General features: G+C 71.4%; 26 protein-coding genes and 1 pseudogene. 2 read left to right on the forward strand and 25 right to left on the reverse strand.

Annotation, left to right across the window (positions count from 1 at the left end):
• Positions 1-129 precede the first annotated feature (129 nt).
• The 5 genes from ACIP67_RS14540 to rpsB all read right to left on the reverse strand — a co-directional run bounded on the left by ACIP67_RS14540 (position 130) and on the right by rpsB (position 5,015).
• Complete coding sequence (locus ACIP67_RS14540) at positions 130-1,419, reverse strand: phosphatidate cytidylyltransferase (protein ID WP_401691766.1); 1,290 nt, start codon at positions 1,417-1,419, stop codon at positions 130-132.
• Positions 1,419-1,976 (reverse strand): ribosome recycling factor, encoded by a 558-nt coding sequence (gene frr, locus ACIP67_RS14545; RefSeq protein ID WP_389520238.1) that lies wholly within the window; start codon positions 1,974-1,976, stop codon positions 1,419-1,421. Before frr ends, ACIP67_RS14540 begins: the two co-directional genes overlap by 1 nt.
• 195 nt (positions 1,977-2,171) lie before the next feature.
• Positions 2,172-2,930, reverse strand: coding sequence for a UMP kinase (gene pyrH / locus ACIP67_RS14550; RefSeq protein ID WP_385073410.1), 759 nt, complete (start codon positions 2,928-2,930; stop codon positions 2,172-2,174).
• A 186-nt stretch (positions 2,931-3,116) separates the two neighbouring features.
• Complete coding sequence (tsf, locus tag ACIP67_RS14555) at positions 3,117-3,953, reverse strand: translation elongation factor Ts (RefSeq protein ID WP_401691769.1); 837 nt, start codon at positions 3,951-3,953, stop codon at positions 3,117-3,119.
• Positions 3,954-4,109: 156 nt separating this feature from the next.
• A complete protein-coding gene (gene rpsB / locus ACIP67_RS14560; protein WP_401691771.1) occupies positions 4,110-5,015 on the reverse strand; it encodes a 30S ribosomal protein S2 in 906 nt (301 codons plus the stop codon).
• Positions 5,016-5,294: 279 nt separating this feature from the next.
• Between rpsB and ACIP67_RS14565 the strand changes: the two genes are divergently transcribed.
• Positions 5,295-5,861, forward strand: coding sequence for a murein hydrolase activator EnvC family protein (locus ACIP67_RS14565; protein ID WP_401691772.1), 567 nt, complete (start codon positions 5,295-5,297; stop codon positions 5,859-5,861).
• Between the two features lie 175 nt (positions 5,862-6,036).
• Here ACIP67_RS14565 and ACIP67_RS14570 read toward each other — a convergent pair whose 3' ends face one another.
• From ACIP67_RS14570 to proS, 18 genes and pseudogenes are all read right to left on the reverse strand, one after another.
• Positions 6,037-6,594 carry a TetR/AcrR family transcriptional regulator gene (locus tag ACIP67_RS14570; protein ID WP_401692138.1) on the reverse strand — a complete coding sequence of 186 codons (558 nt, stop codon included), beginning with the start codon at positions 6,592-6,594 and terminating at the stop codon, positions 6,037-6,039.
• A 94-nt stretch (positions 6,595-6,688) separates the two neighbouring features.
• A complete protein-coding gene (gene whiG, locus ACIP67_RS14575) occupies positions 6,689-7,531 on the reverse strand; it encodes an RNA polymerase sigma factor WhiG (RefSeq protein WP_389520245.1) in 843 nt (280 codons plus the stop codon).
• Between the two features lie 321 nt (positions 7,532-7,852).
• A complete protein-coding gene (gene dprA, locus ACIP67_RS14580; RefSeq protein WP_401691774.1) occupies positions 7,853-9,013 on the reverse strand; it encodes a DNA-processing protein DprA in 1,161 nt (386 codons plus the stop codon).
• Positions 9,010-10,629, reverse strand: coding sequence for a YifB family Mg chelatase-like AAA ATPase (locus ACIP67_RS14585; RefSeq protein WP_401691776.1), 1,620 nt, complete (start codon positions 10,627-10,629; stop codon positions 9,010-9,012). The genes dprA and ACIP67_RS14585 overlap by 4 nt, the downstream gene beginning before the upstream one ends.
• A 1-nt stretch (position 10,630) precedes the next feature.
• Positions 10,631-11,032, reverse strand: a complete 402-nt coding sequence (locus ACIP67_RS14590) for a YraN family protein (RefSeq protein ID WP_401691778.1) — start codon at positions 11,030-11,032, stop codon at positions 10,631-10,633.
• 99 nt (positions 11,033-11,131) lie between these two features.
• On the reverse strand, positions 11,132-11,440 hold the full coding sequence (locus ACIP67_RS14595) for a DUF2469 domain-containing protein (protein ID WP_003965949.1): 309 nt from the start codon (positions 11,438-11,440) through the stop codon (positions 11,132-11,134).
• Positions 11,441-11,496: 56 nt separating this feature from the next.
• Positions 11,497-12,021 (reverse strand): NUDIX hydrolase, encoded by a 525-nt coding sequence (locus ACIP67_RS14600; protein WP_401691780.1) that lies wholly within the window; start codon positions 12,019-12,021, stop codon positions 11,497-11,499.
• The gene (gene lepB / locus ACIP67_RS14605) at positions 12,011-12,784 is read right to left on the reverse strand and encodes a signal peptidase I (protein WP_401691782.1); all 774 of its coding nucleotides are present in this window, start codon (positions 12,782-12,784) and stop codon (positions 12,011-12,013) included. The genes ACIP67_RS14600 and lepB (ACIP67_RS14605) overlap by 11 nt, the downstream gene beginning before the upstream one ends.
• A gap of 111 nt (positions 12,785-12,895) precedes the next feature.
• Positions 12,896-13,876, reverse strand: a complete 981-nt coding sequence (gene lepB / locus ACIP67_RS14610; RefSeq protein ID WP_401691784.1) for a signal peptidase I — start codon at positions 13,874-13,876, stop codon at positions 12,896-12,898.
• Positions 13,764-14,858 carry a signal peptidase I gene (gene lepB, locus ACIP67_RS14615; protein WP_401691786.1) on the reverse strand — a complete coding sequence of 365 codons (1,095 nt, stop codon included), beginning with the start codon at positions 14,856-14,858 and terminating at the stop codon, positions 13,764-13,766. Before lepB (ACIP67_RS14615) ends, lepB (ACIP67_RS14610) begins: the two co-directional genes overlap by 113 nt.
• A 301-nt stretch (positions 14,859-15,159) precedes the next feature.
• A pseudogene (gene lepB / locus ACIP67_RS14620) lies at positions 15,160-15,873 on the reverse strand (signal peptidase I); the annotation flags it as partial.
• Between the two features lie 45 nt (positions 15,874-15,918).
• Positions 15,919-16,269, reverse strand: a complete 351-nt coding sequence (rplS, locus tag ACIP67_RS14625; RefSeq protein ID WP_264936867.1) for a 50S ribosomal protein L19 — start codon at positions 16,267-16,269, stop codon at positions 15,919-15,921.
• A gap of 134 nt (positions 16,270-16,403) precedes the next feature.
• A complete protein-coding gene (trmD, locus tag ACIP67_RS14630) occupies positions 16,404-17,237 on the reverse strand; it encodes a tRNA (guanosine(37)-N1)-methyltransferase TrmD (protein WP_401691789.1) in 834 nt (277 codons plus the stop codon).
• Positions 17,237-17,791, reverse strand: coding sequence for a ribosome maturation factor RimM (gene rimM / locus ACIP67_RS14635; RefSeq protein WP_401691791.1), 555 nt, complete (start codon positions 17,789-17,791; stop codon positions 17,237-17,239). Before rimM ends, trmD begins: the two co-directional genes overlap by 1 nt.
• Before the next feature lie 85 nt (positions 17,792-17,876).
• Positions 17,877-18,116 (reverse strand): RNA-binding protein, encoded by a 240-nt coding sequence (locus tag ACIP67_RS14640; protein WP_115744409.1) that lies wholly within the window; start codon positions 18,114-18,116, stop codon positions 17,877-17,879.
• Between the two features lie 5 nt (positions 18,117-18,121).
• A complete protein-coding gene (gene rpsP / locus ACIP67_RS14645; RefSeq protein WP_401691793.1) occupies positions 18,122-18,541 on the reverse strand; it encodes a 30S ribosomal protein S16 in 420 nt (139 codons plus the stop codon).
• Positions 18,542-18,906: 365 nt separating this feature from the next.
• On the reverse strand, positions 18,907-19,503 hold the full coding sequence (locus ACIP67_RS14650) for a hypothetical protein (RefSeq protein WP_389520263.1): 597 nt from the start codon (positions 19,501-19,503) through the stop codon (positions 18,907-18,909).
• Between the two features lie 280 nt (positions 19,504-19,783).
• Positions 19,784-21,199: a proline--tRNA ligase gene (proS, locus tag ACIP67_RS14655; protein WP_401691795.1), complete on the reverse strand. Its 1,416-nt coding sequence runs from the start codon at positions 21,197-21,199 to the stop codon at positions 19,784-19,786.
• A gap of 200 nt (positions 21,200-21,399) precedes the next feature.
• On the opposite strand from proS, the gene ACIP67_RS14660 reads away from it, so the two are divergent.
• Positions 21,400-22,266 carry an SAM-dependent methyltransferase gene (locus tag ACIP67_RS14660; protein ID WP_401691797.1) on the forward strand — a complete coding sequence of 289 codons (867 nt, stop codon included), beginning with the start codon at positions 21,400-21,402 and terminating at the stop codon, positions 22,264-22,266.
• Positions 22,267-22,348: 82 nt separating this feature from the next.
• Here the strand turns inward: ACIP67_RS14660 and ftsH are convergent, their stop codons facing one another.
• Together ftsH and ffh are read right to left on the reverse strand one after the other, a co-directional pair.
• The gene (gene ftsH, locus ACIP67_RS14665) at positions 22,349-24,295 is read right to left on the reverse strand and encodes an ATP-dependent zinc metalloprotease FtsH (RefSeq protein WP_401691800.1); all 1,947 of its coding nucleotides are present in this window, start codon (positions 24,293-24,295) and stop codon (positions 22,349-22,351) included.
• Positions 24,296-24,424: 129 nt separating this feature from the next.
• Positions 24,425-25,987, reverse strand: a complete 1,563-nt coding sequence (gene ffh, locus ACIP67_RS14670) for a signal recognition particle protein (RefSeq protein ID WP_401691802.1) — start codon at positions 25,985-25,987, stop codon at positions 24,425-24,427.
• Positions 25,988-26,082 lie beyond the last annotated feature (95 nt).

Below are 26,082 nucleotides of genomic sequence, written 5' to 3' on the forward strand. Positions count from 1 at the left end.
TACCAGTGTCGCAGATCGACTCGGGTGCCCCGGCTCGCCGTCGTGGCACCCCGCCCCGGGCCGTGACGACGGCGAGCCCCCGTCCGCCGGGGACGGGGGCTCGCTCGACGCGGGTGGGGCGGGTCCCGGTCAGGACGATCCCACGAAGAGCACCAGCAGCAGCCACACCACCGGAGCCGTGGGCAGCAGCGAGTCGAGACGGTCCATGATGCCGCCGTGACCCGGGAGCAGGGTGCCCATGTCCTTGATGCCGAGGTCCCGCTTGATCATCGACTCGCCGAGGTCACCGAGCGTGGCGCTGGCGGCGACCGCGAGGCCGAGCAGCAGGCCCTGCCACCACGTGCCGCCGTCGATGAGGAACTGCATGCACAGCGCGCCCGCGACCATCGCGAACGACACCGCGCCCAGCAGGCCCTCACGGGTCTTGCCGGGGCTGATGCGCGGGGCGAGCTTGTGCCTGCCGAAGCGCCAGCCGACGGCGTACGCGCCGGTGTCGCTGACCACCGTCAGGAGCAGGAACGTCAGCACGCGCTGCGCGCCGTCCTCGGCCGTGAGCATCATGGCGACGAAGGTGGCCAGGAACGGGACGTAGAAGGCCGCGAAGAGACCGGCCGTGACGTCCTTGAGGTAGCCCTCCGGCGGTTCCGTCATCCGCCAGACGAGGACCGCGAGCGCGGTCAGGGCCATGGCAAGCCAGGCGCCCTCGGCCCCCCGGACGTACCCGGCGACGACCATCGCCGCGCCGCCGAGCGCCAGTGGCACCAGGGGCGCCTTGATGCCCTTGCGCTCCTGGAGCCGGCTGGTGAGCTCCCACAGGCCCACCACGACGGCGATCGCTATGACACCGATGAAGACGGCCTTCACCACGAACAGCGAGACGACGATCACCGCGCCGAGCCCGACGCCCACCCCTATCGCCGCACCCAGGTCCCGGCCCGCGCTCTTCTTCTGCGGGGCGGGCGCCGGCTGCGGGGCGTCGGGCATGGGATCCGGATTCTGCGGCGCCGCCGCAGGGGGCAGCGCCGACGGGGTCTCGTCGCGGAACGGCTCGTTGCGGAACGCCTCCTCGCGGAACCCCCCGCCGGGGGGCATCCCGCCGGGGAACGTCCCGCCCGGGGGCGGCGTCCCCCCGCGGTACGGCTCACCGTGAGTCGCCTCACCGGGAGCCGCCCCGCCGCGGAACGTCTCGTCCCGGAACAGGGGGCCGCCCCTGCGAGCGGCCCCCCGGTCGTCATCCTGGTGTCCGTCGTCGGCGGGGACGTCGGGGACGATGGGCATGGGGCGAGTCTGCTGCGCCTCAGGCGCATCGTACGCGGGACCCGCCGGGGAAGCCCCCTGGACAGGCCCCTGGTCGGTGGGCCCCCAGTACCCGGTCGGTGAACCGGCGTGCGGCGGAGCGCCCCAGGAAGAGTCGTTCATCAGACCTCGAGCAGCTCCGATTCCTTGTGCTTGAGGAGTTCGTCCACCTGGGCGACGTACTTCGCGGTGGTGTCGTCGAGCTCCTTCTCCGCACGGCGGCCCTCGTCCTCGCCGACCTCGCCGTCCTTGACGAGCTTGTCGATCGCGTCCTTGGCCTTGCGGCGGACGGAGCGGATGGACACCTTGGCATCCTCGCCCTTGCCCTTGGCGACCTTGATGTAGTCGCGGCGGCGCTCCTCGGTGAGCTCGGGGAACACCACTCGGATGATGTTGCCGTCGTTGCTCGGGTTGACGCCCAGGTCGGAGTCGCGGATCGCCTGCTCGATGTTGCGCAGCGCGCTCTTGTCGAACGGGGTCACGACCGCCATGCGCGGCTCCGGCACGGAGAACGAAGCCAGCTGGTTGATCGGCGTCGGCGCGCCGTAGTAGTCGGCCACGATCTTGTTGAACATCGCCGGGTGCGCACGGCCGGTGCGGATCGCGGCGAAGTCCTCCTTGGCGACCACGACGGCCTTCTCCATCTTCTCCTCGGCCTCGAGGAGGGTCTCTTCGATCACCACTTGCTCCTGCGTGTCTTGAGTAGGCCCGGCTGCGGTTCCCTGTCGGTGGCGGCGGCCGGCTGCGTCGCGTCTTCTTCCTGCACGGTTCCCGACCGGCAGGACATTGTCCATCCCCCGGCCAGGCTCCGTCCCCCGGTCAGGTGTTGTCGTACGAACCGGGGTCCTCGACCGTGGGACCGGGGGGTCCTGCGGTCAGGCCCGGCTGCCTTCGTCACCCACCAGCGTGCCGATCTTCTCACCCTTGACGGCCCGCGCGATATTGCCCTCGGCGAGAAGCTCGAAGACGACGATCGGGAGCTTGTTGTCGCGGCACAGCGTGACCGCGGTGGCGTCGGCGACCTTCAGCTCGCGGGTGATGACCTCGCCGTAACCGAGGGCGTCGAACTTGACCGCCTCCGGGTTGGTCTTCGGGTCGGAGTCGTAGACGCCGTCCACGCCGTTCTTGCCCATCAGCAGCGCCTCGGCGTCGATCTCCAGGGCGCGCTGCGCGGCGGTGGTGTCGGTGGAGAAGTACGGCATGCCCATGCCCGCGCCGAAGATGACCACGCGGCCCTTCTCCAGGTGGCGCACGGCCCGCAACGGGATGTACGGCTCGGCGACCTGGCCCATCGTGATCGCGGTCTGGACCCGGCTGTCGATGCCCTCCTTCTCCAGGAAGTCCTGGAGGGCGAGGCAGTTCATCACGGTGCCGAGCATGCCCATGTAGTCCGAGCGGGCCCGGTCCATGCCGCGCACCTGGAGTTCGGCGCCGCGGAAGAAGTTGCCACCGCCGATGACGACCGCGATCTGCGCTCCGTCGCGCACGACGGCCGCGATCTCGCGGGCGATCTTGTGCACCACGTCGGGATCCACGCCCAGGCCGCCACCGCCGGAGAATGCCTCTCCGGACAGCTTCAGCAGGAACCGGCCGCGTACCTTGCCGTCGTCGCTCTTCTGGGCCTTGGTGGTCATGGGAGATCCCGCCTCTTTCACATGGTGCACATACGAAGAAGGCCATTGCCGGTGGGGTGTTCGCAACCCGTGCGCGGCAATGGCCTCCTCGTCAGATCTGCTGTCGTCCGTCACACGTCCCGTGACGACGCACGCGGACGACTGCTGCCGACCCTATCGGGGCCGGGCGTCCGTCGCGGTACGGACTCAGATGCCGACCTTGATGCGCGCGAAGCGCTTCAGGGCGACACCGGCCTCGTCCAGGACCTTCTGGACCGACTTCTTGTTGTCGAGCGCGTACGGCTGGCCGAGCAGCGTGGCGTCCTTGAAGAAGCCGTTGAGACGACCCTCGACGATCTTGGCGATCGCGGCCTCGGGCTTGCCCTCGGCGCGGGTGGTCTCCTCGGCGATGCGGCGCTCGGACTCGACGACCTCGGCCGGCACGTCCTCCTTGGAGAGGTACTTCGGCGCGAAGGCGGCGATGTGCTGGGCGACGCCCTTGGCGACCTCGGCGTTCGGCTTGTCCAGCTCGACGAGGACACCGATCTGCGGGGGCAGGTCGGGCATCGTGCGGTGCATGTACGCGATCACGAAGCCGTCGGCGAACTGCGCGAAGCGGTCCAGGACGATCTTCTCACCGAGGTTGGCGTTGGCCTCGTCCACGAACGCCTGGACGGTCTTGCCGGCCTCGATCTCCGAGGCGAGCAGGGCCTCGATGTCGGCCGGGGAGGTCTTGGCGACGTGCTCGGCGATCGCGGTGGCGACGCTCTGGAACTTCTCGCCCTTGGCGACGAAGTCCGTCTCGCACTTCAGCTCCACCAGGACACCGGAGGAGTTGTCGGCGGCGATGATCGAGACCACGGCGCCGTTCTCGGCGGAGCGGCCCTCGCGCTTGGCGACGCCCTTCTGGCCCTTGATGCGGAGCGCCTCGACGGCCTTGTCGACCTGGCCCTCGGCCTCGTCCAGCGCCTTCTTGCAGTCCATCATGCCGGCGCCGGTGAGCTCACGGAGCTTCTTGACGTCGGCGGCGGTGTAGTTCGCCATGAGTCTGTGAATCTTTCTCGAAGTCTGGAAGATCGGAGATCTGCACGGTCTGCGATCTACATGGAGATGTAGATCTCCGACTCTGCGCTGACCTACGGGTGAACGGCGGGAGCGGATCTCATGTCACCACTCCCGCCGTCGACGCTGACGGGACGGTCAGGCCTGCTCGCCCTCGGCGGCCGGAGCCTCAGCGGCGGGCGCCTCGGCAGCCGGGGCCTCAGCGGCCGGAGCCTCGGCGGCCGGGGCCTCAGCGGCGGGCGCCTCGGCGGCCGGAGCCTCGTCGGCCTTCTTCTCACCCTCGAGCAGGTTGCGCTCCCACTCGGCGAGCGGCTCGCCCGCGGCCTTCTCACCCTTGTCGCCGGTGGCGACGCCCGAACGGGCGATGAGGCCCTCGGCGACGGCGTCGGCGATCACACGGGTGAGCAGGGTGACGGAGCGGATCGCGTCGTCGTTGCCCGGGATCTTGTAGTCGACCTCGTCGGGGTCGCAGTTGGTGTCGAGGATGGCGACGACCGGGATGTTGAGCTTCCGGGCCTCACCGACCGCGATGTGCTCCTTCTTGGTGTCCACGATCCAGACGGCGCTCGGGACCTTGGACATCTCGCGGATACCGCCGAGGGTCTTCTCCAGCTTGGCCTTCTCGCGGGAGAGGACCAGGAGCTCCTTCTTGGTCAGACCGGACGCGGCGACGTCCTCGAAGTCGATGAGCTCGAGCTCCTTGAGGCGCTGCAGACGCTTGTAGACGGTCGAGAAGTTGGTGAGCATGCCGCCCAGCCAGCGCTGGTTGACGTAGGGCATGCCGACGCGGGTCGCCTGCTCGGCGATGGCCTCCTGCGCCTGCTTCTTCGTGCCGACGAACATGACCGTGCCGCCGTGGGCGACGGTCTCCTTGACGAACTCGTAGGCGCGGTCGATGTACGACAGCGACTGGAGCAGGTCGATGATGTAGATGCCGTTGCGCTCGGTGAAGATGAAGCGCTTCATCTTCGGGTTCCAGCGACGGGTCTGGTGACCGAAGTGGACGCCGCTCTCCAGCAGCTCCCGCATCGTGACGACGGCCATGGCCGTTCTCCTTGAGTTTCTCGGTTGTGCCGCGAGAGCCGGACGGCTCCCGCGCCTGACGCCCGCGGTGCGCCGAGCCACGAAGGACCGAGGGGCGCGGATACCGGCGGACCGAGCGTGTCGGCCCTGGTACCGGGGCGTGCGAAGTCGACCCGGTGACCCGGATCGCCAGAAGAAGTGTACGGGACCCGGGGGGCGCCGGGTGACGCCGCCGTCCACAAGCGGAAGGTTGTCCACAGGTTCCGGCCGTGATCGGCCGGCTCACGGGACCCTTTCCGCATGCACCCGAAGCGATGTACGGCCCTGCTGCTGGGGCTCCTGATCACCATGGCGGCCCCCGTGGCGTGGGCCGATCCGCCCCCACCGCCACACGCCACCCCTCCCCCGCCGGCCCCGGCCCCACCCATCGGCCGGTCCTGGCCGGTGGGCACGCGCCCGACCGTGCTACGCGGCTGGGAACCCCCGGCGACGGCGTACACCCGCGGCCACCGAGGCGTGGACCTCACGACAGCACCCGGCGCACCGGTGCACGCGGCGGCGGCCGGCCACGTGTCGTACGCGGGCCGGGTCGCAGGGCGGGGCGTGGTGTCCGTGGAACTCACAGGCACGGACCTGCGCACCACGTACGAGCCGGTACGGGCGTCGGTCGCCAGGGGCGACGAGGTGATGGCGGGCGAGGCGATCGGCACCGTGGAACCCACCGGCTCGCACTGCACGGCACCGTGCCTGCACTGGGGACTACTGAGAGGCCGAACCTACCTGAACCCACTCACACTGCTGCCGCCGGAGCTACTGAGAAAGGGCCCGCCGCGACTGCTGCCGGTCCTGGGAGTACCGCTTCCGTAGACGGCGGGCACGCCGAGCAGTTCGGCTGCGGGGCTTTGGGCGGGCTGGGACAGGGAGGGTGGGTCGGGGGGTGGGGGGGTGGGGGGGAGGGGGAAGGGGGGAGGGGGCCCGATGGCGAGGACGGGCGCGGTGGCCCCCACCGCAACGGCGGCCCCGGCACCCTGCCCGGCCGGTGTCAGCCGGTGACCCCCCGCAGCACCATTGCGACCGCCGCGTCCGTGATCACCACGGGATCTTCTGCGGCTCCCAGCTCGATCCGGCGCACGGCCGCGTCCACGATGCCCTGGAGCAGCATCGCCGCCAGCCGGGGCTCCGCGTGTCCCATCTCGCCCAGCGCCTCGACGATCATCGCGACGAGTCCGCCGTGGGCGGCGCGGATCTTCTCCCGTGCCCCCGCGTCCAGCTCGCTCGCCGAGATGGCCACGACGGCCCGGTGCCGCCGGTCGCCGACCAGCGCCAGTTGCCGCCGCACATACGCCTCGACCTTGGCCGCCGGCACGTCGGCCGCGGCCATCGCCGCCTCGACCTCCGCCGCCCACACGGGGAAGTCGACCTCGCACAGTTCCTCGACCACGGCGGCGCGGGACCGGAAGTACTCGTACACGGACGAACGGGCGAGCCCCGTCCGCTCCGCTAGGGCGGGGAAGGTCAGCGCCTCCGTCCCGCCCTCGGACAGCAGCGAGCGGGCCGCGTCCAGCAGGGCGGCTCGCTGCATCGACCGGTGCTCGGCCACGGAGGCCGCTCGAATCCTTGGCACGTCGACCACTTTACGGACGCCGCACCGCCGACGGGAGTGACTCCGCTCCCACTTCCGTCATCCGGCCAGGTCAACGACCGAAGCTCGCCAGTTTCGCACGCAGCTGGAGCACCGATTTGGTGTGGATCTGGCTGACCCGGCTCTCGGTCACCCCCAGTACGTTGCCGATCTCGGCGAGGGTCAGCCCTTCGTAGTAGTAGAGCGTGACCACCGTCTTCTCGCGGTCGGGCAGCGTGTTGATCGCCCGTGCCAGGAATCTGCGCAGTTCCCGGTCCTCGGCGACCTCCACGGGGTTGTCCGCGGCGGTGTCCTCCAGCGTGTCCATGACGCTGAGACCGTCTCCGCTCTCGCCCCCGACGTGCAGCAGTTCTTCCAGCGCCACCACGTTGGCCAGCGACAGCTGGCTGAACACCGTGTGCAGTTCATCGACGGCGATGCCCATCTCGGCGGCGACCTCGCACTCCGTGGGCGTCCGCCGCAGCCGCGCCTCCAGCGTCGCGTACGCCCGTTCCACGTTGCGGGCCTTCTGCCGCACGGATCTCGGGATCCAGTCCAGCGCCCGCAGTTCGTCGATCATCGCGCCCCGGATCCGGGTGATCGCGTACGTCTCGAACTTGATCTCCCGGTCGATGTCGAACTTCTCGATCGCGTCGATCAGCCCGAAGACCCCGGAGGACACGAAGTCCGCCTGCTCCACGTTGGGCGGCAGGCCCACGCTGACCCGGCCGGCGACGTACTTCACCAGTGGCGAGTAGTGCAGGATCAGCTGCTCCCGCAGCCGGTCGTCCCCCGTCGCCTTGTACGAGCGCCACAGCTCCTCGAGCGTCGAGGGAGCGGGCGGCCGCGCGCTGCCACCGTCGCGGGCGGCTGGGGGGATCGCCGCCCGGTCGGACCCGGAGGTGTGCTGGGGCATTCGTCGCCTTGTGCCGTTCTGCCGTGACGTACGGGGGATGGAAGGGGTACGGGGTGAGCTGTCGTCGTTGCTCCGTCTGGTGCCGGGTGGTGCCGTCCTGCGGGAAGTGGGCGGTGGGTGCCGTTCTGTACCGGAAGCCTTGTGAGCGTAGCGTGACTGGAGTGTCGCGGTGCGCGAAGGACCGGGTCGGGCCTGTCCGCGGAGGCGTCCCCGTGGGCGGCGCGCCGGGGCGGGGCGGTCGCCGCGGCTGACGGCCGGGGCGCGTCAACTGCGGTGGTTTGCAAGGGGTTCGGCGTTCCCCCGGACGGCCGAACCCGTCGGTCAACACGGGTGTCGCCCTCCTCGGACGGAGAGCATCGCCTGGCGTGTCAACTTCCAGCCGTCGCCATGTCGTTCGACGTAGCCGAGTGCCCTGAGTTCGTACAGTCTCGCGATCGCGTCGTCCGGGGTGGTCCAGGCCTCGCGGGCGATCTCGTCGGCCGCTGCGGCCCGGTGGCCGGGGAGGGCGGCCAGGACCCGCCGGGCACCGGCGTGCAGCAGGTCGCGCGGCAGCACCGGCCCGTGCCGTTCCGGCGCCAGCTCGCCCATGTCACCGACCAGCTCGATGACCTCCGCGGCGTCGGTGACCAGCACTGCTTCCTGCCGCAGGAGTTCGTGTACCCCCGCGGACAGGGCGCTGGTGGCGGGCCCGGGCACCCCCATCGTGTGCCGGCCGAGCCGCAGGGCCGCCCGTGCGGTGACCAGCGAGCCGCTGCGGTGGGCGGCCTCGACCACCACCGTGCCGCGGGTGAGCGCGGCGATCACCCGGTTGCGCTGGACGAACCTGCTCGGTGTCGGGTGGTCGCCCGGCGGCAGTTCTCCCACGACCAGCCCCTGTGCCGCGATCCTGCCGATCAGTTCCGTGTGGCCGCGCGGGTAGGGCCGGTCGACTCCGCAGGCGAGGACGGCCACGGTGGCGCCGCCCGCTCCGAGGGCGCCGCGGTGGGCGGCGCCGTCGACGCCGTACGCGCCGCCGGAGACCACCACCCAGCCGCGTTCGGCGAGTCCGGCGGCGAGGGTGAGCGCCATGTGGGCGCCGTACTCGGTGCAGGCGCGGGCGCCGACGACCGCGACCGAGCGCAGCGCCCACATCCGCAGGCTGGGCCCGCCGCGGACCCACAGGCCCAGGGGACGGGCGTCCCCGAGGTCGTCCAGGGGCCGGGGCCACTCGACGTCCCCCGGGCACACGAACCGCACGCCCGCGTCCCGTGCGACGGCCAGGTCGCGCTCCGGTTCGGCCCGCGCGGCCCGCGCCAGGAGTCCGGCCCACTTGCGCGCCGTGACCCCGGGCAGGGGCTCTCCGCCGTCCCGTAGCCGTCGGGCCACCTCGGCGGCTCCTCGCTCGCGCACCCACTGCCCGCCGGCCTCGTCGCCGGGCTCGACGACCCGGGCCAGGAAGACCCGGGCGAGCCGCTCCTCGTCCGGGTCGGTGGCGGCGGTCATGTCAGGGCTCCGAGCGCCATCGGCACCCCGCGCGGCACGCCCGTGCGCAGTTGCAGCGCCAGGGCGACGTCCGAGGGGGCGGGCCGGTCGTGGCCGACGAGGTCGGCGACGGTCCAGGCGACGCGCAGGACCCGGTCCAGGCCACGGGCGGTGAGCACGCCGCGTTCCAGGTTCCGTTCGGCTTCGTCCATGGCCCCGGTCGCGGGGCGGAACCGGCTGCGCAGCTCCCGTCCGGGCACTTCGCTGTTGGTCCGCCAGGGGGTGTCGGCGAGCCGGGCCGCCGTACGCTGGCGGGCTGCTCGCACGCGGTCGGCGACGGTCGCGGTGGACTCGCCTCCGGGTCCTCGGTGGACGAGTTCCGCCCTGCCGACCGGGTCCACCTCGACGCGCAGGTCGACCCGGTCGAGCAGCGGCCCGGAGAGCCGGGCCTGGTAGCGGCGGACCGCGGAGGGCGGGCACTCGCACAGGGTGTCCCGCTGGGAGAAGCGGCCGCACGGGCAGGGGTTGGCCGCGAGCACCATCAGGAACCGCGCGGGGAATCGCACCACGCCGGCGCTGCGCGCGATCACGACGTGTCCCGCCTCGAGGGGCTGGCGCAGGGCGTCGAGGGCCCGGCTGCTGAATTCCGGGGTCTCGTCCAGGAAGAGCACCCCTCGGTGTGCCATGGAGACGGCGCCCGGGCGGGCGATGTTCGCGCCGCCCCCGACGAGTGCCTGCATGGTGGCGGAGTGGTGCGGGGCGCAGTAGGGGGGAACGTCGATGAGGGGTTTGCCGGGCGGCAGGAGCCCTGCCACCGAGTGGACCGCCGTGACTTCCAGGGACTCCTCCCGGGTGAGCTGGGGCAGCACGGCGGGGAGGCGTTCGGCGAGCATCGTCTTGCCCGCGCCCGGGGGCCCTTCGAGGAACAGGTGGTGTCCGCCTGCCGCGGCGACCTCGACGGCTGTCCGCGCCGAGCGCTGGCCCACGACGTCGGCGAGGTCGAGGCCCTGGTCGTGCCCGCCCGCGCCGAGCATGCCGCTGGCCGCTGCGGTGCCGGGCATCCGCAGGCCGGCCAGGAGCGGGTCCGGCCGGTCCGGGTCGTCCCGTTCCTCCTCCGGTACGGGCTCGTCGGCCAGGACGGCGATCAGCTGCCGCAGGCTGCGTACCCCGAGCACGGAGACGCCTGGTACCAGGGATGCCTCGGCGGCGGCGCACTCCGGCACGACCACCTGCTCGTAGCCGGCCTCGGCGGCGGCCAGGACGGCGGGCAGCACGCCCCGCACCGGCCGTACGCGTCCGTCGAGTCCCAGTTCCCCGATCATCACGATGTCGGCGAGTACGCGGGGGTCGATCCGCTCGCTCGCGCCGAGTACGGCGCTGGCGATGGCGAGGTCGAAACCGCTGCCGCCCTTGGGTACCGAGGCGGGGCTGAGCCCGACGGTGAGTTTCTTCTGCGGCCATTCGGCGCCCGAGTTCACCACCGCCGCGCGCACCCGGTCCCGGCTCTCGCTCAGGCTCTTGTCCGGCAGCCCCACCAGGGTGAAGGCCGCCACTCCGGGCTCCAGGTCCGCCTGGACCTCGACCACGACCCCCTCGACGCCCACCAGCGCGACCGAGCACGTCCGTGCGAACCCCATCTCAGGCCACCCCCCGTGCGTGCTCGACGACGGGGGCGCCGCGGCTCGGCAGGACGACGCCGACCAGGTCGATGCGGACGCCGCCCGGCGGCGCTCCTCCGTGTGTCTGGATCCAGCGTTCGGCGAGGCCGCGCAGGCGCTGGGCCTTGGCGGGTGTCAGCGCCGCCATGGGGTGCTGGAAGCCACCGCTCCTGCGGGTCTTGACCTCGCAGACGACCAGGACGTCGCCGTCCCGCGCGACGATGTCGATCTCTCCGGTCCTGCCGCAGCGCCAGTTGCGCTCCAGGACCGTCATCCCGGCTTCGGCCAGCCTTCGGGCGGCCAGTTCCTCGCCGTACCTGCCGAGCGCTCCTCGCGCCAGATCCGTGCTCATGTGGGCACCACCTCCGGTGCCCACGTTCACGCATCGGCGGCGAAGAGATGGATCTTGGTGCGCAACTCGGTGCTTGTGGAAAACCCCGTCACCCACATGGGTGAGCAGCCACCCGCACGGGGGTGCCCGTCACCCGCCCGGAAGCTCCAGGTCGCTCTTGTTCAGCTCCTCGATGTTCACGTCCTTGAACGTGAGGACCCGTACCTGCTTCACGAACCGGGCCGGCCGGTACATGTCCCACACCCAGGCGTCCGCCATCGACACCTCGAAGAACACCTCGCCCTGGACCGAGTGCACCTGCATCTCGTAGTCGTTGGTCAGGTAGAAACGCCGCTCGGTCTCGATCACGTATTTGAACAGACCGACGACGTCGCGGTACTCCCGGTAGAGCTTCAGCTCCATCTCGGTCTCGTACTTCTCGAGGTCCTCGGCGCTCATGGCATGTTCCCCTTCAGCCGTGCGATCTCCCCATTGTGCGCCCGTACCGTGAGCCGCTAGACGATTTCCGTGTCGAGGGTTTCGGGGCGGGCCGGGGGACCTTCGTCGAGCAGCCGCTGCAGCAGCTCGGCGAGTCTGGTCGGATACACCGTCTCATGTGTCCGGGCGAGTTCCCGACACGTCCACCAGCGCGCTCCGGCGACGCTGCGCCGCTCCAGCTCGGTCAGGGCGGTGGCCCCGGTCACCGTCACGGTCGTACGGGCCAGGTAGTACCACTCGTCCTGGTCCCAGCGGCGGCCCGCGAACGGGAAGGAGCACCTGCGCCGCCACACCACCGGGCCGAGGTCGACGTCGGTGATGCCCGTCTCCTCGGCGAGTTCCCTCAGCGCGGCCTCTTCACGGGTCTCGTCGCCCTCCACTCCACCGCCGGGCGTGAACCACCAGTCGTCGGCCGGGTCGTCCGGCTCGTGGCCGTGCAGCAGCAGGATGCGGTCCTCGGGGTCGAGCAGGACCACCCGGGCGACCCTGCGCAGCCCGCCCTCGTACGAGTCGGTGCTCGCGCGGCTCGTCTCAGCGGTCACCGGCGGACTCCGGCCGGGAACGACGGGTGACGCGCTGGGCGATCGGGCCGTACGCGCCGCCGCCGAGGACGAGGGCCGCGCCGACGACGATCAGCCAGCCGATCGTGCTCAGCGGGCCCGGCCGGGAGAGCGCGCCGAGCGGCTCGAAGCCGGTCGGGCGCTCGAGCATGCCCTCCATGGGCCAGACGACGGCGTCGACGCGGGCCTTGACGGCACCGCGCGCGACCGTGCCGGCGGCCGCGTCCGTGAGGTGGGCGGTGGAGTCCAGTGAGCCCTGGCGCTCGTCGCCGAGCAGGAACAGCCGGCCCTCGGGGACCTCCACGGCGGCGAAGTTCTTGATCTCGGCGGGGCTGCCCTCGGGCAGGTAGGGCTCCTCGATCTGCCGGCCGTTGACGGTGAGCCTGCCGTCGGTGCAGCAGGAGACCGTGTCACCGCCGACCGCGACGACGCGCTTGACCACGGGCACGTTGTCCGCCCAGGTCTTGTCGGTGAAGACCACCACGTCCCCGCGCCGTACCTCGTCGCCGTCCACCACCTGGGCCAGCACCCGGTCCCCGGCGTCGATCGTGGGGGCCATGGAACTGGTGGGCACGGTGTACGGCCGGTAGGTCAGCGCGGCCCACCCGAATCCGGCGAGGAACAGCACGAGGCCCAGCGCGACCGCCGCACCGGACAGACGCTGTCCGGTCCGGCTGCCCACCGGGCCACTGCTGGTGCTGCCGCCGCTGTGCGGGGCCGTACGTGTCGTGCTCTCGCCGCCCATGGATCCGCACCCTACCCGGCGGTACCGAGCCGGGTCAGCCCTTCTCCCCCGGCCGTGGTCGCAAGCTTGGGAAAGGGTTTGCCGAGCGGGTGCGGCGGGGCGGACGGCGGGTCAGCGGGTCCCGGACGCCTGCGCGCGCCGGCGCCGCCACAGCGCCAGCGGGAGGACGCCGGCGAGGGCGAGGCCCTCCGGGGCGACCGTCAGGGCGGTGGAGGCGGCCGACCGGGCGTCGAGGCCGCTCTGGTCGAAGGTGTCCGGCACGGGCAGCGTGCCCCAGCGGTTGATGGGCCAGGCCTTGACGACGGCGCGGCCGACGACCTCGTCGACGGGGACCATGCCGTGGTGCTTGTCGGACTGGTTGTAGCGGGAGTCCCGCGAGTTCTGGCGGTGGTCGCCCATGACCCAGATGTAGCCCTCGGGGACCTTCACCGTGAACTGGCCGCCCTGGTCGTCCATGCTGCACGGCGTGTTGCCGGGGTACACGTACGACTCGTCCAGCGCCTTGCCGTTGACCTTCAGCGGGCCGGTCTTGCTACAGGAGACGGTGTCGCCGCCGACGCCGATCACCCGCTTGATCAGGTCCTTCTCCTCCGCGGACGGCATCAGGCCGATCCAGCTGAGGACGGTCTGCACGGCGTTCGGTTCGAGGGTGGGCTCGCCCGCCAGCCAGTTGTCGGGGTCGTGGAAGACCACGACCTCGCCGCGCTCGGGCTCGGAGCCGAACCATGGTGTCAGCTTGTCGACCAGGACGCGGTCACCCTCCTGGAGGGTGTTCTGCATCGAGTCGGAGGGGATCGAGAACGCCTGGACCAGGAACGTCTTGATCAGCAGGGCGAGGACGAGGGCGATGCCGATGAGGATCGGCAGTTCCTTCCAGAAGGAACGCGGTTTCTTCGCCTGGGGCGCCCCGTCGTCCGGCCCCGGTCCGGTCGTGCGGGGCGGCCCGTCGCCGGGTCCGTCGCCGCCGGCCGCCGGGCCGTCATTGTCTGAGGTCACGAGGTCGTCCGACGCCGGGTCGGCCGCGTCCACGGGACGTCCGCGGTGCTCCTCGCCGTCGTGCCCGGACCGTGCGCCAACCGCCACATCCCCCACGCCAACTCCTCACTCTGTGCCGCTGCCTGCCCCAGGTACGGCGCAGGCCCACCACTCCCATAACGAGCGGGAGTTCCGCAGGGCTCGGGAGTCGGATCGTTCCGTTCGGATCGTCGGGATCAACCCTATGCGACGTCTTGGAGGACGCGGCCGTCCCGGCGACCGCGTCGGTCACCGAAGAGAAGGTTTGCGGTTCCTTGAGGGTGTTCCAGTGGCCCAGCGGCCAGGCGATGACCATGGCCCGCCCGACCACCTCGTCCTCGGAGACGGTGCCGCCGTAGTCGGTGTTCTGGTGGGCGCGGGAGTCCGCGGAGTTGTCCCGGTGGTCACCCATCACCCACAGCCGTCCCTGGGGGACGGTGATGTCGAACGAGGTGCCGGAGGGGGCGTTGCCGGGGTAGAGGTAGTCCCCCTCGTTCAGGGGAACGCCGTTGACGGTGACCCGCCCTTGCGTATCACAGCACTTGACGCGGTCACCGCCGACGCCGACGACCCGCTTGATGAGGTCCTTCTCGTCGTCGGACGGCAGCAGGCCGATGAAGGTGAGGGCCTCCTTGACCTGTTTGACGCCGACGGGGTCGTCCTTCTTGGTGGTGGTCTGCTCGTCGTTGAGCCAGCCACCGGGGTCCTTGAAGACGACGACGTCGCCGCGCTCCGGCTTGGAGCCGAACCACGGCGTGAACTTGTCGACCAGGACACGGTCGCCGATCCGGATGGTCTGCTCCATCGAGCCGGACGGGATCACGAAGGCCTGCACGAGGAACGTCTTCAGCACCAGGGCTATGAGGACGGCGACCCCGACGAGGAGCGGGATCTCCCGGACGGCGCCGCGCCTGCGCTTGCGCTTGACCTTGCGCTGGAGCTTGCGCCGCTCCGCGCGGGTGCGGCCGGCCGAGGGGCCGGAGGCGCGCCGGGCTCCGGTGGGCAGGAGGTTGTCCGCGGGGCTGCTGGGGACGCCGCGGGGCTTGCCGCGGTTACCCATGGGCGTCCGCCGTGTCCGTCGGGGTGCCTGCCGCGACGCTACGGGTGCCTGTCATGCCTGTACGGGTGACCGTCACGTCCGTACGGGTGACCGTCGAGCCCGCAGGGGTGACCGTCACGTCCGTACGGGTGACCTCCGTGTCTGTACGAGTGACCGCCGTGCCCGCAGGGGTGACCGCCGCGTCCGTACGCGTGACCTCCGTGTCCGTACGGGTGACCTCCGTGCCCGCAGGCGTGACCGCTGCGCCCGAAGGGGTGGTGACCGCCACGCCCGCAGGGGTGACCGCCGCGTCCGTCGGCGCATCCGCCGCGGGCACGCGCGCGTAGGCGTCCGGTCGGTGCAGGCGGGTGACGTCGACGAGGGACCGCACGATCCAGTCGGCGCGGCCGATCACGTCGTCGACGGGGATCATGCCGCCGCCCGGTGAGCCCAGGTGGTCGCGGGAGTCGCTGGAGGCGCTGCGGTGGTCGCCGAGGACGAACAGGGTCCCGTCGGGCACCTCCACGTCGAAGGGCACCGTGGACGGGCTGTCGCCCGGATACAGGTACGTCGACTCGTCGACCGGCCGGCCGTTCACCTGGATCCTCCCCTCCTCGTCGCAGCAGACCACGTGGTCTCCCCCCACACCCACAACGCGCTTGACGTAGTCGGCGTCCCCGAAATACCCGGTGCCGTCGAACACCACCACGTCACCGCGGCGCGGCTCCGCACCGAAACGGTACGCCAACCTATTTACGAGAACGCGGTCGCCGATCCTCAATCCGTTCTCCATGGATCCGCTGGGTATCTGGAACGGCTTGACCACGAAAGCGTTCAGGAGCAGCAGGAAGAGCAGGCAGATCAGCAGGGTGAGGCTGATCCGGCCGCCCGGGAGCAGGTCGGTGATCCGCGCCACCAACGCGAAGCGCGACCGTCCCTCCGGCCCGTCCGGTCCCACGGCCTGCTGTGAGGCGTGCGTGGTGTCGGAAGGGCGGGAGGAGCGGTCGCGCTCCGTCGACTGTGCTTCGGTGTCCATCGGGGCCAGATGTTATCCGGCCCCGCTCTGAACTCCCGAGCGCGCTCAGTTGTCGCGCTTCTCCTTGATCTTCGCGGCCTTGCCGCGCAGCTCGCGCAGGTAGTACAGCTTGGCGCGACGCACGTCACCGCGGGTCACGAGCTCGATCTTCTCGACGATCGGGGTGTGCACGGGGAAGGTGCGCTCGACGCCGACGGAGAAGGAGACCTTGCGGACCGTGAAGGTCTCGCGGACACCGGCGCCCTGGCGGCGGATGACGACGCCCTTGAACTGCTGCACACGGGAGCGGTTGCCCTCGATGACGCGGACGTGGACGTTGACGGTGTCGCCCGGGCGGAAGGCCGGGACGTCGCTGCGCAGCGACGCGGCGTCGAGGGAGTCGAGCAGGTGGGACATGTCGTCTGCTTTCTTCGCTGATGCCACAGGTCATCAACGGGAACTAGATGTACGGGAAAAGGGGCGTGCGCATCGGGGCGGGCGTCGTGTCCCCCTGTGGCAGGGGCGCATACCGGACGGCGCACAACAGCGGCCTATTGTTCCACGCTCTGGGTCCTGCGCCAAAATCGGCCGTACGGCTCGCCCTCGGGGTCCGGCGCCCAGCCCAGGATCGAGAGCATCTCGCGGTCCTTCTTGTCGAAGGCGCCGGGCGCGCAGCGCTCGATCAGGTCGGGCCGGCGGGCCGTGGTCCGCCGCAGGGCCTCGTCACGGCGCCAGCGGGCGATCTTCCCGTGGTGGCCGCTGAGCAGCACCTCGGGGATGTCCCGGCCGCGCCAGGCGGGCGGCTTGGTGTAGACGGGGCCTTCGAGGAGGTTGGCCATGGTGCCGGGCGCGAAGGAGTCGTCGCGGTGGGACTCGGCGTTGCCGAGCACGCCGGGCAGCAGCCGGGCCACGGCCTCGGTGACGACCAGGACGGCCGCCTCGCCGCCGGCGAGGACGTAGTCGCCGATGGAGACCTCGTAGACGGGGATACGGGTGGCGTACTCGTCGACGACGCGGCGGTCGATGCCCTCGTAGCGGGCCGGTGTGAAGATCAGCCAGGGGCGCTCGGAGAGTTCGACGGCGAGTTCCTGGGTGAACGGGCGGCCGCTGGGGGTGGGTACGACGAGCGCGGGGGCGTGCGCGCCCCTCTCGTAGCCGTCGGCCAGGACCGAGTCCAGGGCGTCGCCCCACGGCTCGGTCTTCATCACCATGCCGGGGCCACCGCCGTACGGGGTGTCGTCGACGGTGTTGTGCCGGTCGTACGTCCAGTGCCGCAGGTCGTGCACATGGACGTCGAGCTGTCCGCGCGCGCGTGCCTTGCCGACCAGGGAGAGGTGCAGGGGGGCGAGGTACTCGGGGAAGATCGAGACGACGTCGAGGCGCATCAGGCGCCGTCCCCGGACGAGTCGCGCGCGGAGGCGATCTCCGCGCGGTCGTCGATGAGGCCGGGCGGCGGGGCGATGACCGCGCGCTGCTCCTTCAGGTCGATCTCGGTGACGATCTCCTCGACGAAGGGGATCATCACCTCGCTGCCGTCGGCCCGCTCGACGATGAAGAGGTCCTGGGAGGGCAGGTGGGAGATCTCGGTGATCCGGCCGACCTCCATGCCGTCCTCGGTCACCACGTCGAGGTCGATGAGCTGGTGGTCGTAGTACTCGTCCTCGTCCTCGGGGAGTTCCTCGGGATCCACCTCGGCGATCAGGAGGGTGTTGCGCAGGGCCTCGGCCGCGGTGCGGTCGGTGATGCCCGCGAAGCGCAGGAGGAGGCGGCCGCTGTGCACCCGGCCGGTCTCGATCGTGAGCGGCCCCGCCGTGGCGGGGTCCGTGGACAGTACGGCGCCGGGGGCGAGCCGCAGTTCCGGCTCGTCGGTGCGGACCTCCACGGTGACCTCGCCCTTGATGCCGTGGGCGCGGCCGATCCGTGCGACTACGAGCTGCACTGTTCGAAGATCTCCTGTCGTCACGACGTCGGGCCGGGGACGGCCCAGTGGCCCTCCCCGGCCCGAGCCGGTGCTGCGAATTGCGTCAGCGGACGTGGTCGACGTCGACGAGGTCGACGCGGACTCCACGGCCGCCGATGGCGCCCACGACGGTGCGCAGGGCACGTGCGGTGCGGCCGTTGCGGCCGATCACCTTGCCGAGGTCGTCGGGGTGGACCCGGACCTCGAGCACCTGCCCTCGGCGCAGGTTGCGCGAGGCGACCTGCACATCGTCGGGGTTGTCGACGATGCCCTTCACGAGGTGCTCAAGCGCCTCTTCGAGCATGCTGCTCAGGCCTCGGTCGACTCGGACTCGGCAGCGGCCTCGTCCTTCTTCTCAGCCTTCTTCTTCTGGGTGATGGCCTCACCCTTGCCCTGGTCGTCGCCGCCGAGGGCCTCGAACGACACACGCGCCTTCTTCGGCTCGGCCACGAGCAGCGGAGCCGGGGCGGGCTCGCCCTTGAACTTCTGCCAGTCGCCGGTCTTCTTCAGGATGGCGAGCACGGGCTCGGTCGGCTGGGCGCCGACGCCGAGCCAGTAGGCCACGCGGTCGGCGTCGACCTCGATGACCGACGGGTTGTACGTCGGGTGGTACTTGCCGATCTCCTCGATCGCACGACCGTCACGACGGGTACGGGAGTCGGCGACGACGATGCGGTAGTGAGGCGAACGGATCTTGCCCAGACGCTTCAGCTTGATCTTGACTGCCACGGGAGTGGGTTCTCCTGGATTGACGTGGTGGGGCACGGCGGGACGCCGCGTGGGGTTGCGGTACCCGAGTGCCCGACGGACGCGTCAGCCGGAGGAGAGAGGGGTCCTGTGCGGCTGTCGAGTACAGCCAGCCATTCTGCCACATGCTCCGGGCCGCTTCCGGACGAGGGTGCGGGGAGGTCCGCCCGGGCACGCCTGTGAGGCACCCGGCGGTTCGGGTGCCTCACAGGCGTGCCCGGGAGCGGGGCGCGGGGAAGTGCGCGCTCAGTCCCCACGCGCCCGCGGCCGGTGCCGGCCCCCTGCCCCGCGCACCCGGCAGCCACGAGATGCCGGTACACCACGGGCGGGCCACGACGGCCCTCGGGTCATGCCGCGCCGGCCACCTCGGGGATGCGGAACGGCTTGCCGCACCCTCCGCACACGATGGGGGCCTGGGCGAGGACCGACGGCACCACCCGGACGTTGCGGCCGCAGTCGCAGACCGCCTTGACGCGGACGCCGCCGCCGGAGGAGCCGTGGCGGGCGGCCGGGCCGCGGAAGGCGCGGGTGGTGTCGGCGGAGGTGGCCGCGGTGTGGGCCTTGAGGGCCCGCTGGAGGCGCTCGATCGTCGGACGGTAGCGGCGCTTGGCCTCGGGATTGAGTGTGACCAGCGAGAAGCCGCTGCTGGGGTGCGGTTCCTCGGGGTGGTCCAGGCCCAGCTCCTCGGCGATCGCGAGGAATCTGCGGTTGTGGTATCGGCCGGCGCGGGAGGTGTCGCGGACGCCGCGCGCGGCGGCGATCCCGTGGACTGCCTCATGGAGCAGTCGCTCGAAGGAGAGCTCGTGACCGCAGGCGGACGACGACTCCCCGATCAGGGACTCTGGCGCGGCAAGGTCCGGCAGCTCGGGGTGGTACCGCTGAATGTCGGCCCACGCCTGCGCCAGCTCTGCGGCGAGAACAGGTGGTGTCTGTGTCGTGCTCACGTAATGACAACGAGCGGGGGTGCCGCTGTGTTCCTATTCCGGGGCATCCCAAATAATTTGCACGTACCCGTCAGTTGCCGCTGATGCGTCCTGACGAGGGCGGGTGCGCTGATCTGCGGAGAAGTCTCACAGCTCGCCCCAAGGTGGTGCGTAGTCCGCCATACGCCTTCGGTCCGCCCCTTCTGCCCCGGCGCGTAGACGATGCCCGCGCGCCGGGGTGCAGATGTGCGACGGAGGCGCAAGAGGTGTTTCGGCCGCCGCCTCGCCGGAGGGTGTCGTCTCAGTAAGCGCGCGCGACGATCGCGACGTTACCGGGCGCGTCGCCGTCCTCGGGCACCGACCCGTCCTCGGCGACCAGACACCGTACGGTCACCGCGTGGTCGGCGAGCCTGGCCTCGCCCTCCTCGCCGAGCGTCGCCCACGGGATGCGCGCCCAGCCGCCGGCGCCGGCCGCCTCGACGGCCTCCTCGACCGTGGCCACGTCCGCCGTACGGGACTCGCGGCGCTCGCGGGACTGCCGCAGCAGCAGGGTCTGGTCGTCCTCGAGGACCTTGGGCAGCAGATCGGCCAGCGCGTCCAGGGCCACCGGCTCCTTGCCTCCCGGGATGCGGCGCGCCAGCATCGCGGTGCCGTTCTCCAGGTCACGGGGGCCGATCTCGATACGGACGGGCACCCCCTTGAGCTCCCAGTCGACCGCGCGCCGCCCGAAGGGCACGTCGGTGCGGTCGTCGACCTGGACGCGGAGGCCGGCCGCCGTCAGCCGGGCGCCCAGCTCGTGGACCTTGGCCAGAACCGCCTCGTCGCCCTTGACCGCCAGGACGACGGCCTGGACCTGCGCCAGCCGCGGCGGCACCCGCAGACCGTCGTCGTCGCCGTGCATCATCACCAGGGCGCCGATCATGCGCGTGGTCGAGCCCCAGGAGGTCTGCCAGACCAGCTCCCGCGTGCCGTCCTTCGACAGGTACGAGGTGTTGAAGGCCCGGGCGAAGTTCTGCCCCAGTTCATGGCTGGTGGCCATCTGGAGGGCCTTGCCGTCACCCATCATCCCTTCGAGGGTGAGGGTGTTGACCGCTCCGGCGAACCGCTCCCTGGCGGTCTTGCGGCCGGCGACGACGTCCATGGCGAGGACGTCCACCATGAAGTCCTCGTAGACCCGGCGGTGGATGCGGGAGGCGAAGTCGCGCGCGTCCTCGCGGGTGGCGTGTGCGGTGTGGCCCTCCTGCCAGAGGAACTCGGTCGTGCGCAGGAAGAGCCGCGGCCGCAGCTCCCAGCGCACCACGTTCGCCCACTGGTTGATGAGCAGCGGCAGGTCGCGGTAGCTCTGCACCCACTTCGAGAAGGACGCGTTGATGATCATCTCGGAGGTGGGGCGGACCACCGCCGGCTCCTCGAGCTCCTTGCCGCCGCCGTGCGTGACCACCGCCAGCTCGGGCGCGAACCCCTCGACGTGGTCGGCCTCGCGCGTGAGGTACGACTGCGGCATCAGCAGGGGGAAGTACGCGTTCCGGGCGCCGGTCTCCTTGATGCGGGCGTCCATCTCCGCCTGCATCCGCTCCCACAGTCCGTACCCGTACGGTCGGATCACCATGGTGCCGCGCACCGGTCCGTTGTCGGCCAGTTCGGCCTTGGCGATCAGATCCTGGTACCAGCGGGGGAAGTCGTCCGCCCGCGGGGTGAGAACGGGTGCCGTTGCCATGGCGCGATGGTACGGCCCCAGGTTGCCGCCATGTGAAATCTCGCCACTCGCACGGGTGGACCGCACTCCGGGCGCCGCGACCCCTGGACGCGGGGTCGGGTGGGGAGTTACCTGACATACGGGGGGAGTGCGGACGACTGACGGGGGCCACATGAAGAACGGGCACAGCGGCAACTCTCGGCGGATTGGGGCGCTTTTCCATGACACCTACGCTCGTGCGGCAGCACCTTCCTCACACGGGGCCGGCGCCCCGCGCTGATCCGGGTGCACGCGCGCGTGACTGGTCCGAGATCCAGGAGCGGATGCTGGTCCCGCTCTACGAGGCCGTCCACGAGCGACTGGAAGTGGGCCCCGGCACACGGCTGTTGGGCCTCGGCTGCGGATCCGGTCTGGCCCTGCTGATGGCGGCCTCCAGAGGCGCCGCCCTGACCGGCGTCGAGACCCGGCACCCCGAGCGGCTGGCCCTCGCCCGCCGGCGGCTGCTGCCGGAGACGCCGGGCGGGCCCGCGCCCACCGGCATCCGGCTCGTCGACGGCACGCCCGAGGACGCGGCCGGCACCGCCGACGCCGGGGCACCCGCGTACACCCTGGTGACGGCCTTCGAACCCATCGGCTGCCTCGCGGGCGACTCCGAGGGCCTCGGCGACCTGCTCGCGGCCGCCACACCGCTGGCCGAGCGGGGCGCGCCCGTGGTGCTCGTCGGCTGGGGTCCGCCGGAGCGCTGCGCCACCTCCGGCGTGCTGCGGGTCGCCACCAAGCCGGCCGATCCCCTGCGCGCCGACGGCAGTTGGCGCCCCGCCCTGCGCGACGACCTGGAGGACGTCGCCCAGCGGGCCGGGCTGAAGCCGGACGGTTCCGGACGGGTGGCGTGCCCCTTCGGGTACGCGGGGGTCGACAGCGCCCTCCGCGGCCTGCTGTCCACCGGCCTGTTCGACGCGGCGATCGCCGCGACCGACCAGGTGCAGGTGGAGAAGGAGGTGACCGAGGCGCTGCACCCGCACCGGCGCAAGGACGGCACGGTCTGGATGCCGAACGTGTTCCGGTACCTGATCGCCCGGACTCCCTGAACGAGACCCTGAGCGAGAACCCTGAGCACGACCTCTGCACACGACCTCTGAGCGAGACCTCCGAGCGAGAGCTCCAGCGGGGCTACGCCTCCCTCTCCCCCTCGCCCTTGGTCAGCCGGGTGATCCCCGCGACGCGGTACGCGTCCACCTCCTCCAGCGTCTCGTGCTCCAGCAGCGCCTCGGCGAGCGCCTCCAACTGCCCCCGGTGGTCGCGGAGTTTGCGGCACGCCTCCTCGTAGCACGCCTCGACGACGCGGCGCATCTCGTCGTCGATGACGTCGAGGGTCCGCGGGGCGGCGGCGAGGCCGTACGCCTGCTGGGCGTCGCCGGGCAGTGCGGAGAGGCGGCCCACGCGCTCGCTCATGCCCCACCGGGCGACCATGCCGCGCGCGATGTTGGTGACCTGTTCGAGGTCGTTCTCGGCGCCGGTCGTGACGACCCCGTAGATCACCTGCTCGGCCGCCATCCCGCCGAGGGCGCCGATGATGCGGCCGCGCAGGTACTCCTCGGAGAGGGCGTACCGCTCCACCTCGGGCGTCGACATGGTCACCCCGAGCGCCCGGCCGCGCGGCACGATGGTGACCTTGCGGACCGGGTCGGCGCCGGGTTGCAGCATGCCGAGGAGGGCGTGCCCGCTCTCGTGGTAGGCGGTGCGACGGCGGTCCTCCTCGGGCATCACGAGCGTGCGCTCCGCCCCCAGCTGCACCTTCTCCAGCGCCTCCGACAGGTCGGCCGGCGTGACCCGCTCCTGCTGGCGCTTGACGGCGAGCAGGGCGGCCTCGTTGGCGAGGTTGGCCAGGTCCGCGCCCGTCATCCCCGGGGTCGTGCGGGCCACCCGGGCCAGGTCCACGTCAGGGGCGAGGGGGATGTCCCGCGTGTGGATGCGCAGGATCGCCTCGCGGCCGGCGCGGTCCGGCGGGGAGACGTTGACCACCCGGTCGAAGCGGCCGGGCCGGGTCAGTGCCGGGTCGAGGATGTCGGCGCGGTTCGTCGCCGCGATGACGACGACGCCCTCCGAGCCGGTGAAGCCGTCCATCTCGGTGAGGATCTGGTTCAGGGTCTGCTCGCGCTCGTCGTGGCCGCTCACCGACGCGCCGGCGCCGCGGGCCCGCCCGATGGTGTCGATCTCGTCGATGAAGATGATCGACGGCGCGACCTTGCGGGCCTCGGCGAACAGCTCACGGACCCGGGACGCGCCGACGCCGACGATCATCTCGATGAACTCGGAGGCGGAGGCCGAGAAGAACGGCACGCCCGCCTCGCCCGCCACCGCGCGCGCCAGCAGCGTCTTGCCGGTGCCGGGCGAGCCCGCCAGCAGCACGCCGCGGGGCATCTTGGCGCCCATCCTGCGGTAGACGTCCGGGTGCTCCAGGAAGTCGACCACGTCGTCGAGCTCCCCCTTGACCTCGTCGATCCCGGCCACGTCGGCGAACGTGGTGCGCCCGGTGCCCGACCGCAGCTCGACCGGCCGGGGCGGCGCCTTGCGGCCGAGCATGCCGCCCGCGCCGCCCAGGCCCCCGCGCAGCCGCCGGGCGAAGAAGACCCACACCGCGACCAGGACGACGATCGGCACCAGCGAGATCAGCAGGTTGGCCAGCAGACCGCGCTCCTGGACGACCGGCCGCGCGGTCACCGTGACGTCGTGCCTGCTCAGGTTCTGCCAGAGGGCGTCGTCGGCGAAGGCCGGGCGCTGCGTCCTGAACCGGGTGTACTCGCCGCCGCCCTCGGGATCGTCCCGGGCCTGTTTGAGCCGGCCCTGGATCGCGTCGCCCTTGGAGTAGATGGTGTCGACGTTGCCCCGGTCGACCTGCCGGCTGAACTCCGTGTAGGAGATCGTCGGCTCGTTGCCCCGGCCGTAGAAGTGCAGCCCGCCGTAGACCAGCAGGAAGACGATCACGGCGGTGACGGCGAGCGCCCACCATCGGCCGCGCGGTCTTCTGCCGCCGGGCTGTCGTGCCGCCTCGTCCGGGGTGCCCTCGGTGCGCCACGGCTGGTCGGGAGCCCTGCGCCGGGGAGCGGAATCGCTCATATCTGGACGTTACGGCACACCATGGGCCTCGGCACGCGCTGAGGGCGCCCACCCGTGCGGGTGGACGCCCTCGGCACCGTACGGCTCGGAAGGTCGGCCGGGCGGGTCGGCCCACCGACGCCGGGCGGGTCAGCCCATGAACTTCTTGAACTCGTCCGGGAGCTCGAAGTCCTGGCCGGCCTGCTGGCCCGGCAGGCCGAAGGCGCCGCCGGGAGCGCCGCCCTGGGCACCGGCCGCGCGGCGGGCGGCCTCCTCCTGCTCCTGCTGCTTGCGCTTCATCGGGTTGCCGGAGCGCTGCTTGCCCTTGGCCTTCTTCGGCTGCTTCTTGGTGCGGCCGGGGCCGCCGCCCATGCCCGGCATCCCCGGCATCCCCGGCATGCCGCCGCCCTGGGCCATGCGGGACATCATCTTGCGGGCCTCGAAGAACCGCTCGACCAGGCCCTTGACCGCGCTGACCTCGACACCGGAGCCCTTGGCGATACGGGCGCGGCGCGAGCCGTTGATGATCGTGGGGTCCTGGCGCTCGCCCGGGGTCATCGACTTGATGATCGCGGCGGTGCGGTCGACGTCCCGCTCGTCGAGGTTGTTGATCTGGTCCTTGATCTGCCCCATGCCCGGCAGCATGCCGAGCAGCTTGGAGATCGACCCCATCTTCCTGACCTGTTCCATCTGGGACAGGAAGTCGTCCAGGGTGAAGTCCTGGCCCTTCTTGGACGCCAGCTTGGAGGCCATCTTCTCGGCCTCTTCCTGGCTGAACGTCTTCTCCGCCTGCTCGATCAGGGTGAGCAGGTCACCCATGTCGAGGATGCGGGAGGCCATCCGGTCGGGATGGAAGGCGTCGAAGTCGTCGAGCTTCTCGCCGTTCGACGCGAACATGATCGGCTTGCCGGTGATCTGCCGGATCGACAGGGCCGCGCCGCCGCGGGCGTCGCCGTCGAGCTTGGAGAGCACCACGCCGTCGAAGCCGACGCCGTCGCGGAAGGCCTCGGCGGTGTTGACCGCGTCCTGGCCGATCATCGCGTCGACGACGAAGAGGATCTCGTCGGGCCGGGTCGCGTCCCTGATGTCCGCGGCCTGCTGCATCATCTCCTGGTCGATGCCGAGGCGGCCGGCGGTGTCGACGACGACGATGTCGTGGACGCGGGACTTCGCGTACTCGATGGAGTCCTTGGCGACCTGCACCGGGTCACCGACGCCGTTGCCCGGCTGCGGCGCGTACACGGCCACGCCGGCGCGCTCGGCGACGACGCTGAGCTGGTTGACGGCGTTGGGGCGCTGGAGGTCGCAGGCGACGAGCAGCGGCGAGTGGCCCTGCTCCTTCAGCCAGTGGCCCAGCTTGCCCGCGAGGGTGGTCTTACCGGCGCCCTGCAGACCGGCCAGCATGATCACGGTCGGCGGCTGCTTGGCGAAGCGCAGGCGCCGGGTCTCGCCGCCGAGGATCGTGACGAGCTCGTCGTTGACGATCTTCAGGACCTGCTGGGCGGGGTTCAGCGCCCGGGAGACCTCGGCGCCGAGGGCGCGTTCCTTGACGTTCTTGATGAACGTCCGCACGACGGGCAGGGCGACGTCCGCCTCGAGGAGGGCGATGCGGATCTCGCGCGCGGTGGCGTCGATGTCCGCCTCGGAGAGCCGTCCCTTGCCGCGCAGGTTCTTGAAAGTCGCTGAGAGGCGATCGGAGAGAGTATCGAACACGGCGGCGTCGGTCCTCGGGGGTCGGGAGCAGTCTGAGCGTCTTCCAGGGTATCCGGCCGCGCAAGGCATTCGTCCCCGCCTGCTGGATTCATTCA

The organism is Streptomyces sp. NPDC088812 (assembly GCF_044750285.1).
Lineage (GTDB): Bacteria > Actinomycetota > Actinomycetes > Streptomycetales > Streptomycetaceae > Streptomyces.

What these genes read in the sequence shown, in the direction of transcription:
- ACIP67_RS14540 (WP_401691766.1), bottom strand. Translation starts at nt 1,419, where the DNA reads ATGAACGACTCTTCCTGGGGCGCTCCGCCGCACGCCGGTTCACCGACC.
- pyrH (WP_385073410.1), bottom strand. Translation starts at nt 2,930, where the DNA reads ATGACCACCAAGGCCCAGAAGAGCGACGACGGCAAGGTACGCGGCCGG.
- tsf (WP_401691769.1), bottom strand. Translation starts at nt 3,953, where the DNA reads ATGGCGAACTACACCGCCGCCGACGTCAAGAAGCTCCGTGAGCTCACC.
- rpsB (WP_401691771.1), bottom strand. Translation starts at nt 5,015, where the DNA reads ATGGCCGTCGTCACGATGCGGGAGCTGCTGGAGAGCGGCGTCCACTTC.
- ACIP67_RS14565 (WP_401691772.1), top strand. Translation starts at nt 5,295, where the DNA reads ATGCACCCGAAGCGATGTACGGCCCTGCTGCTGGGGCTCCTGATCACC.
- whiG (WP_389520245.1), bottom strand. Translation starts at nt 7,531, where the DNA reads ATGCCCCAGCACACCTCCGGGTCCGACCGGGCGGCGATCCCCCCAGCC.
- dprA (WP_401691774.1), bottom strand. Translation starts at nt 9,013, where the DNA reads ATGACCGCCGCCACCGACCCGGACGAGGAGCGGCTCGCCCGGGTCTTC.
- ACIP67_RS14585 (WP_401691776.1), bottom strand. Translation starts at nt 10,629, where the DNA reads ATGGGGTTCGCACGGACGTGCTCGGTCGCGCTGGTGGGCGTCGAGGGG.
- ACIP67_RS14595 (WP_003965949.1), bottom strand. Translation starts at nt 11,440, where the DNA reads ATGAGCGCCGAGGACCTCGAGAAGTACGAGACCGAGATGGAGCTGAAG.
- lepB (WP_401691782.1), bottom strand. Translation starts at nt 12,784, where the DNA reads ATGGGCGGCGAGAGCACGACACGTACGGCCCCGCACAGCGGCGGCAGC.
- lepB (WP_401691786.1), bottom strand. Translation starts at nt 14,858, where the DNA reads ATGGGTAACCGCGGCAAGCCCCGCGGCGTCCCCAGCAGCCCCGCGGAC.
- rplS (WP_264936867.1), bottom strand. Translation starts at nt 16,269, where the DNA reads ATGTCCCACCTGCTCGACTCCCTCGACGCCGCGTCGCTGCGCAGCGAC.
- trmD (WP_401691789.1), bottom strand. Translation starts at nt 17,237, where the DNA reads ATGCGCCTCGACGTCGTCTCGATCTTCCCCGAGTACCTCGCCCCCCTG.
- ACIP67_RS14640 (WP_115744409.1), bottom strand. Translation starts at nt 18,116, where the DNA reads ATGCTCGAAGAGGCGCTTGAGCACCTCGTGAAGGGCATCGTCGACAAC.
- proS (WP_401691795.1), bottom strand. Translation starts at nt 21,199, where the DNA reads ATGGCAACGGCACCCGTTCTCACCCCGCGGGCGGACGACTTCCCCCGC.
- ACIP67_RS14660 (WP_401691797.1), top strand. Translation starts at nt 21,400, where the DNA reads ATGACACCTACGCTCGTGCGGCAGCACCTTCCTCACACGGGGCCGGCG.
- ftsH (WP_401691800.1), bottom strand. Translation starts at nt 24,295, where the DNA reads ATGAGCGATTCCGCTCCCCGGCGCAGGGCTCCCGACCAGCCGTGGCGC.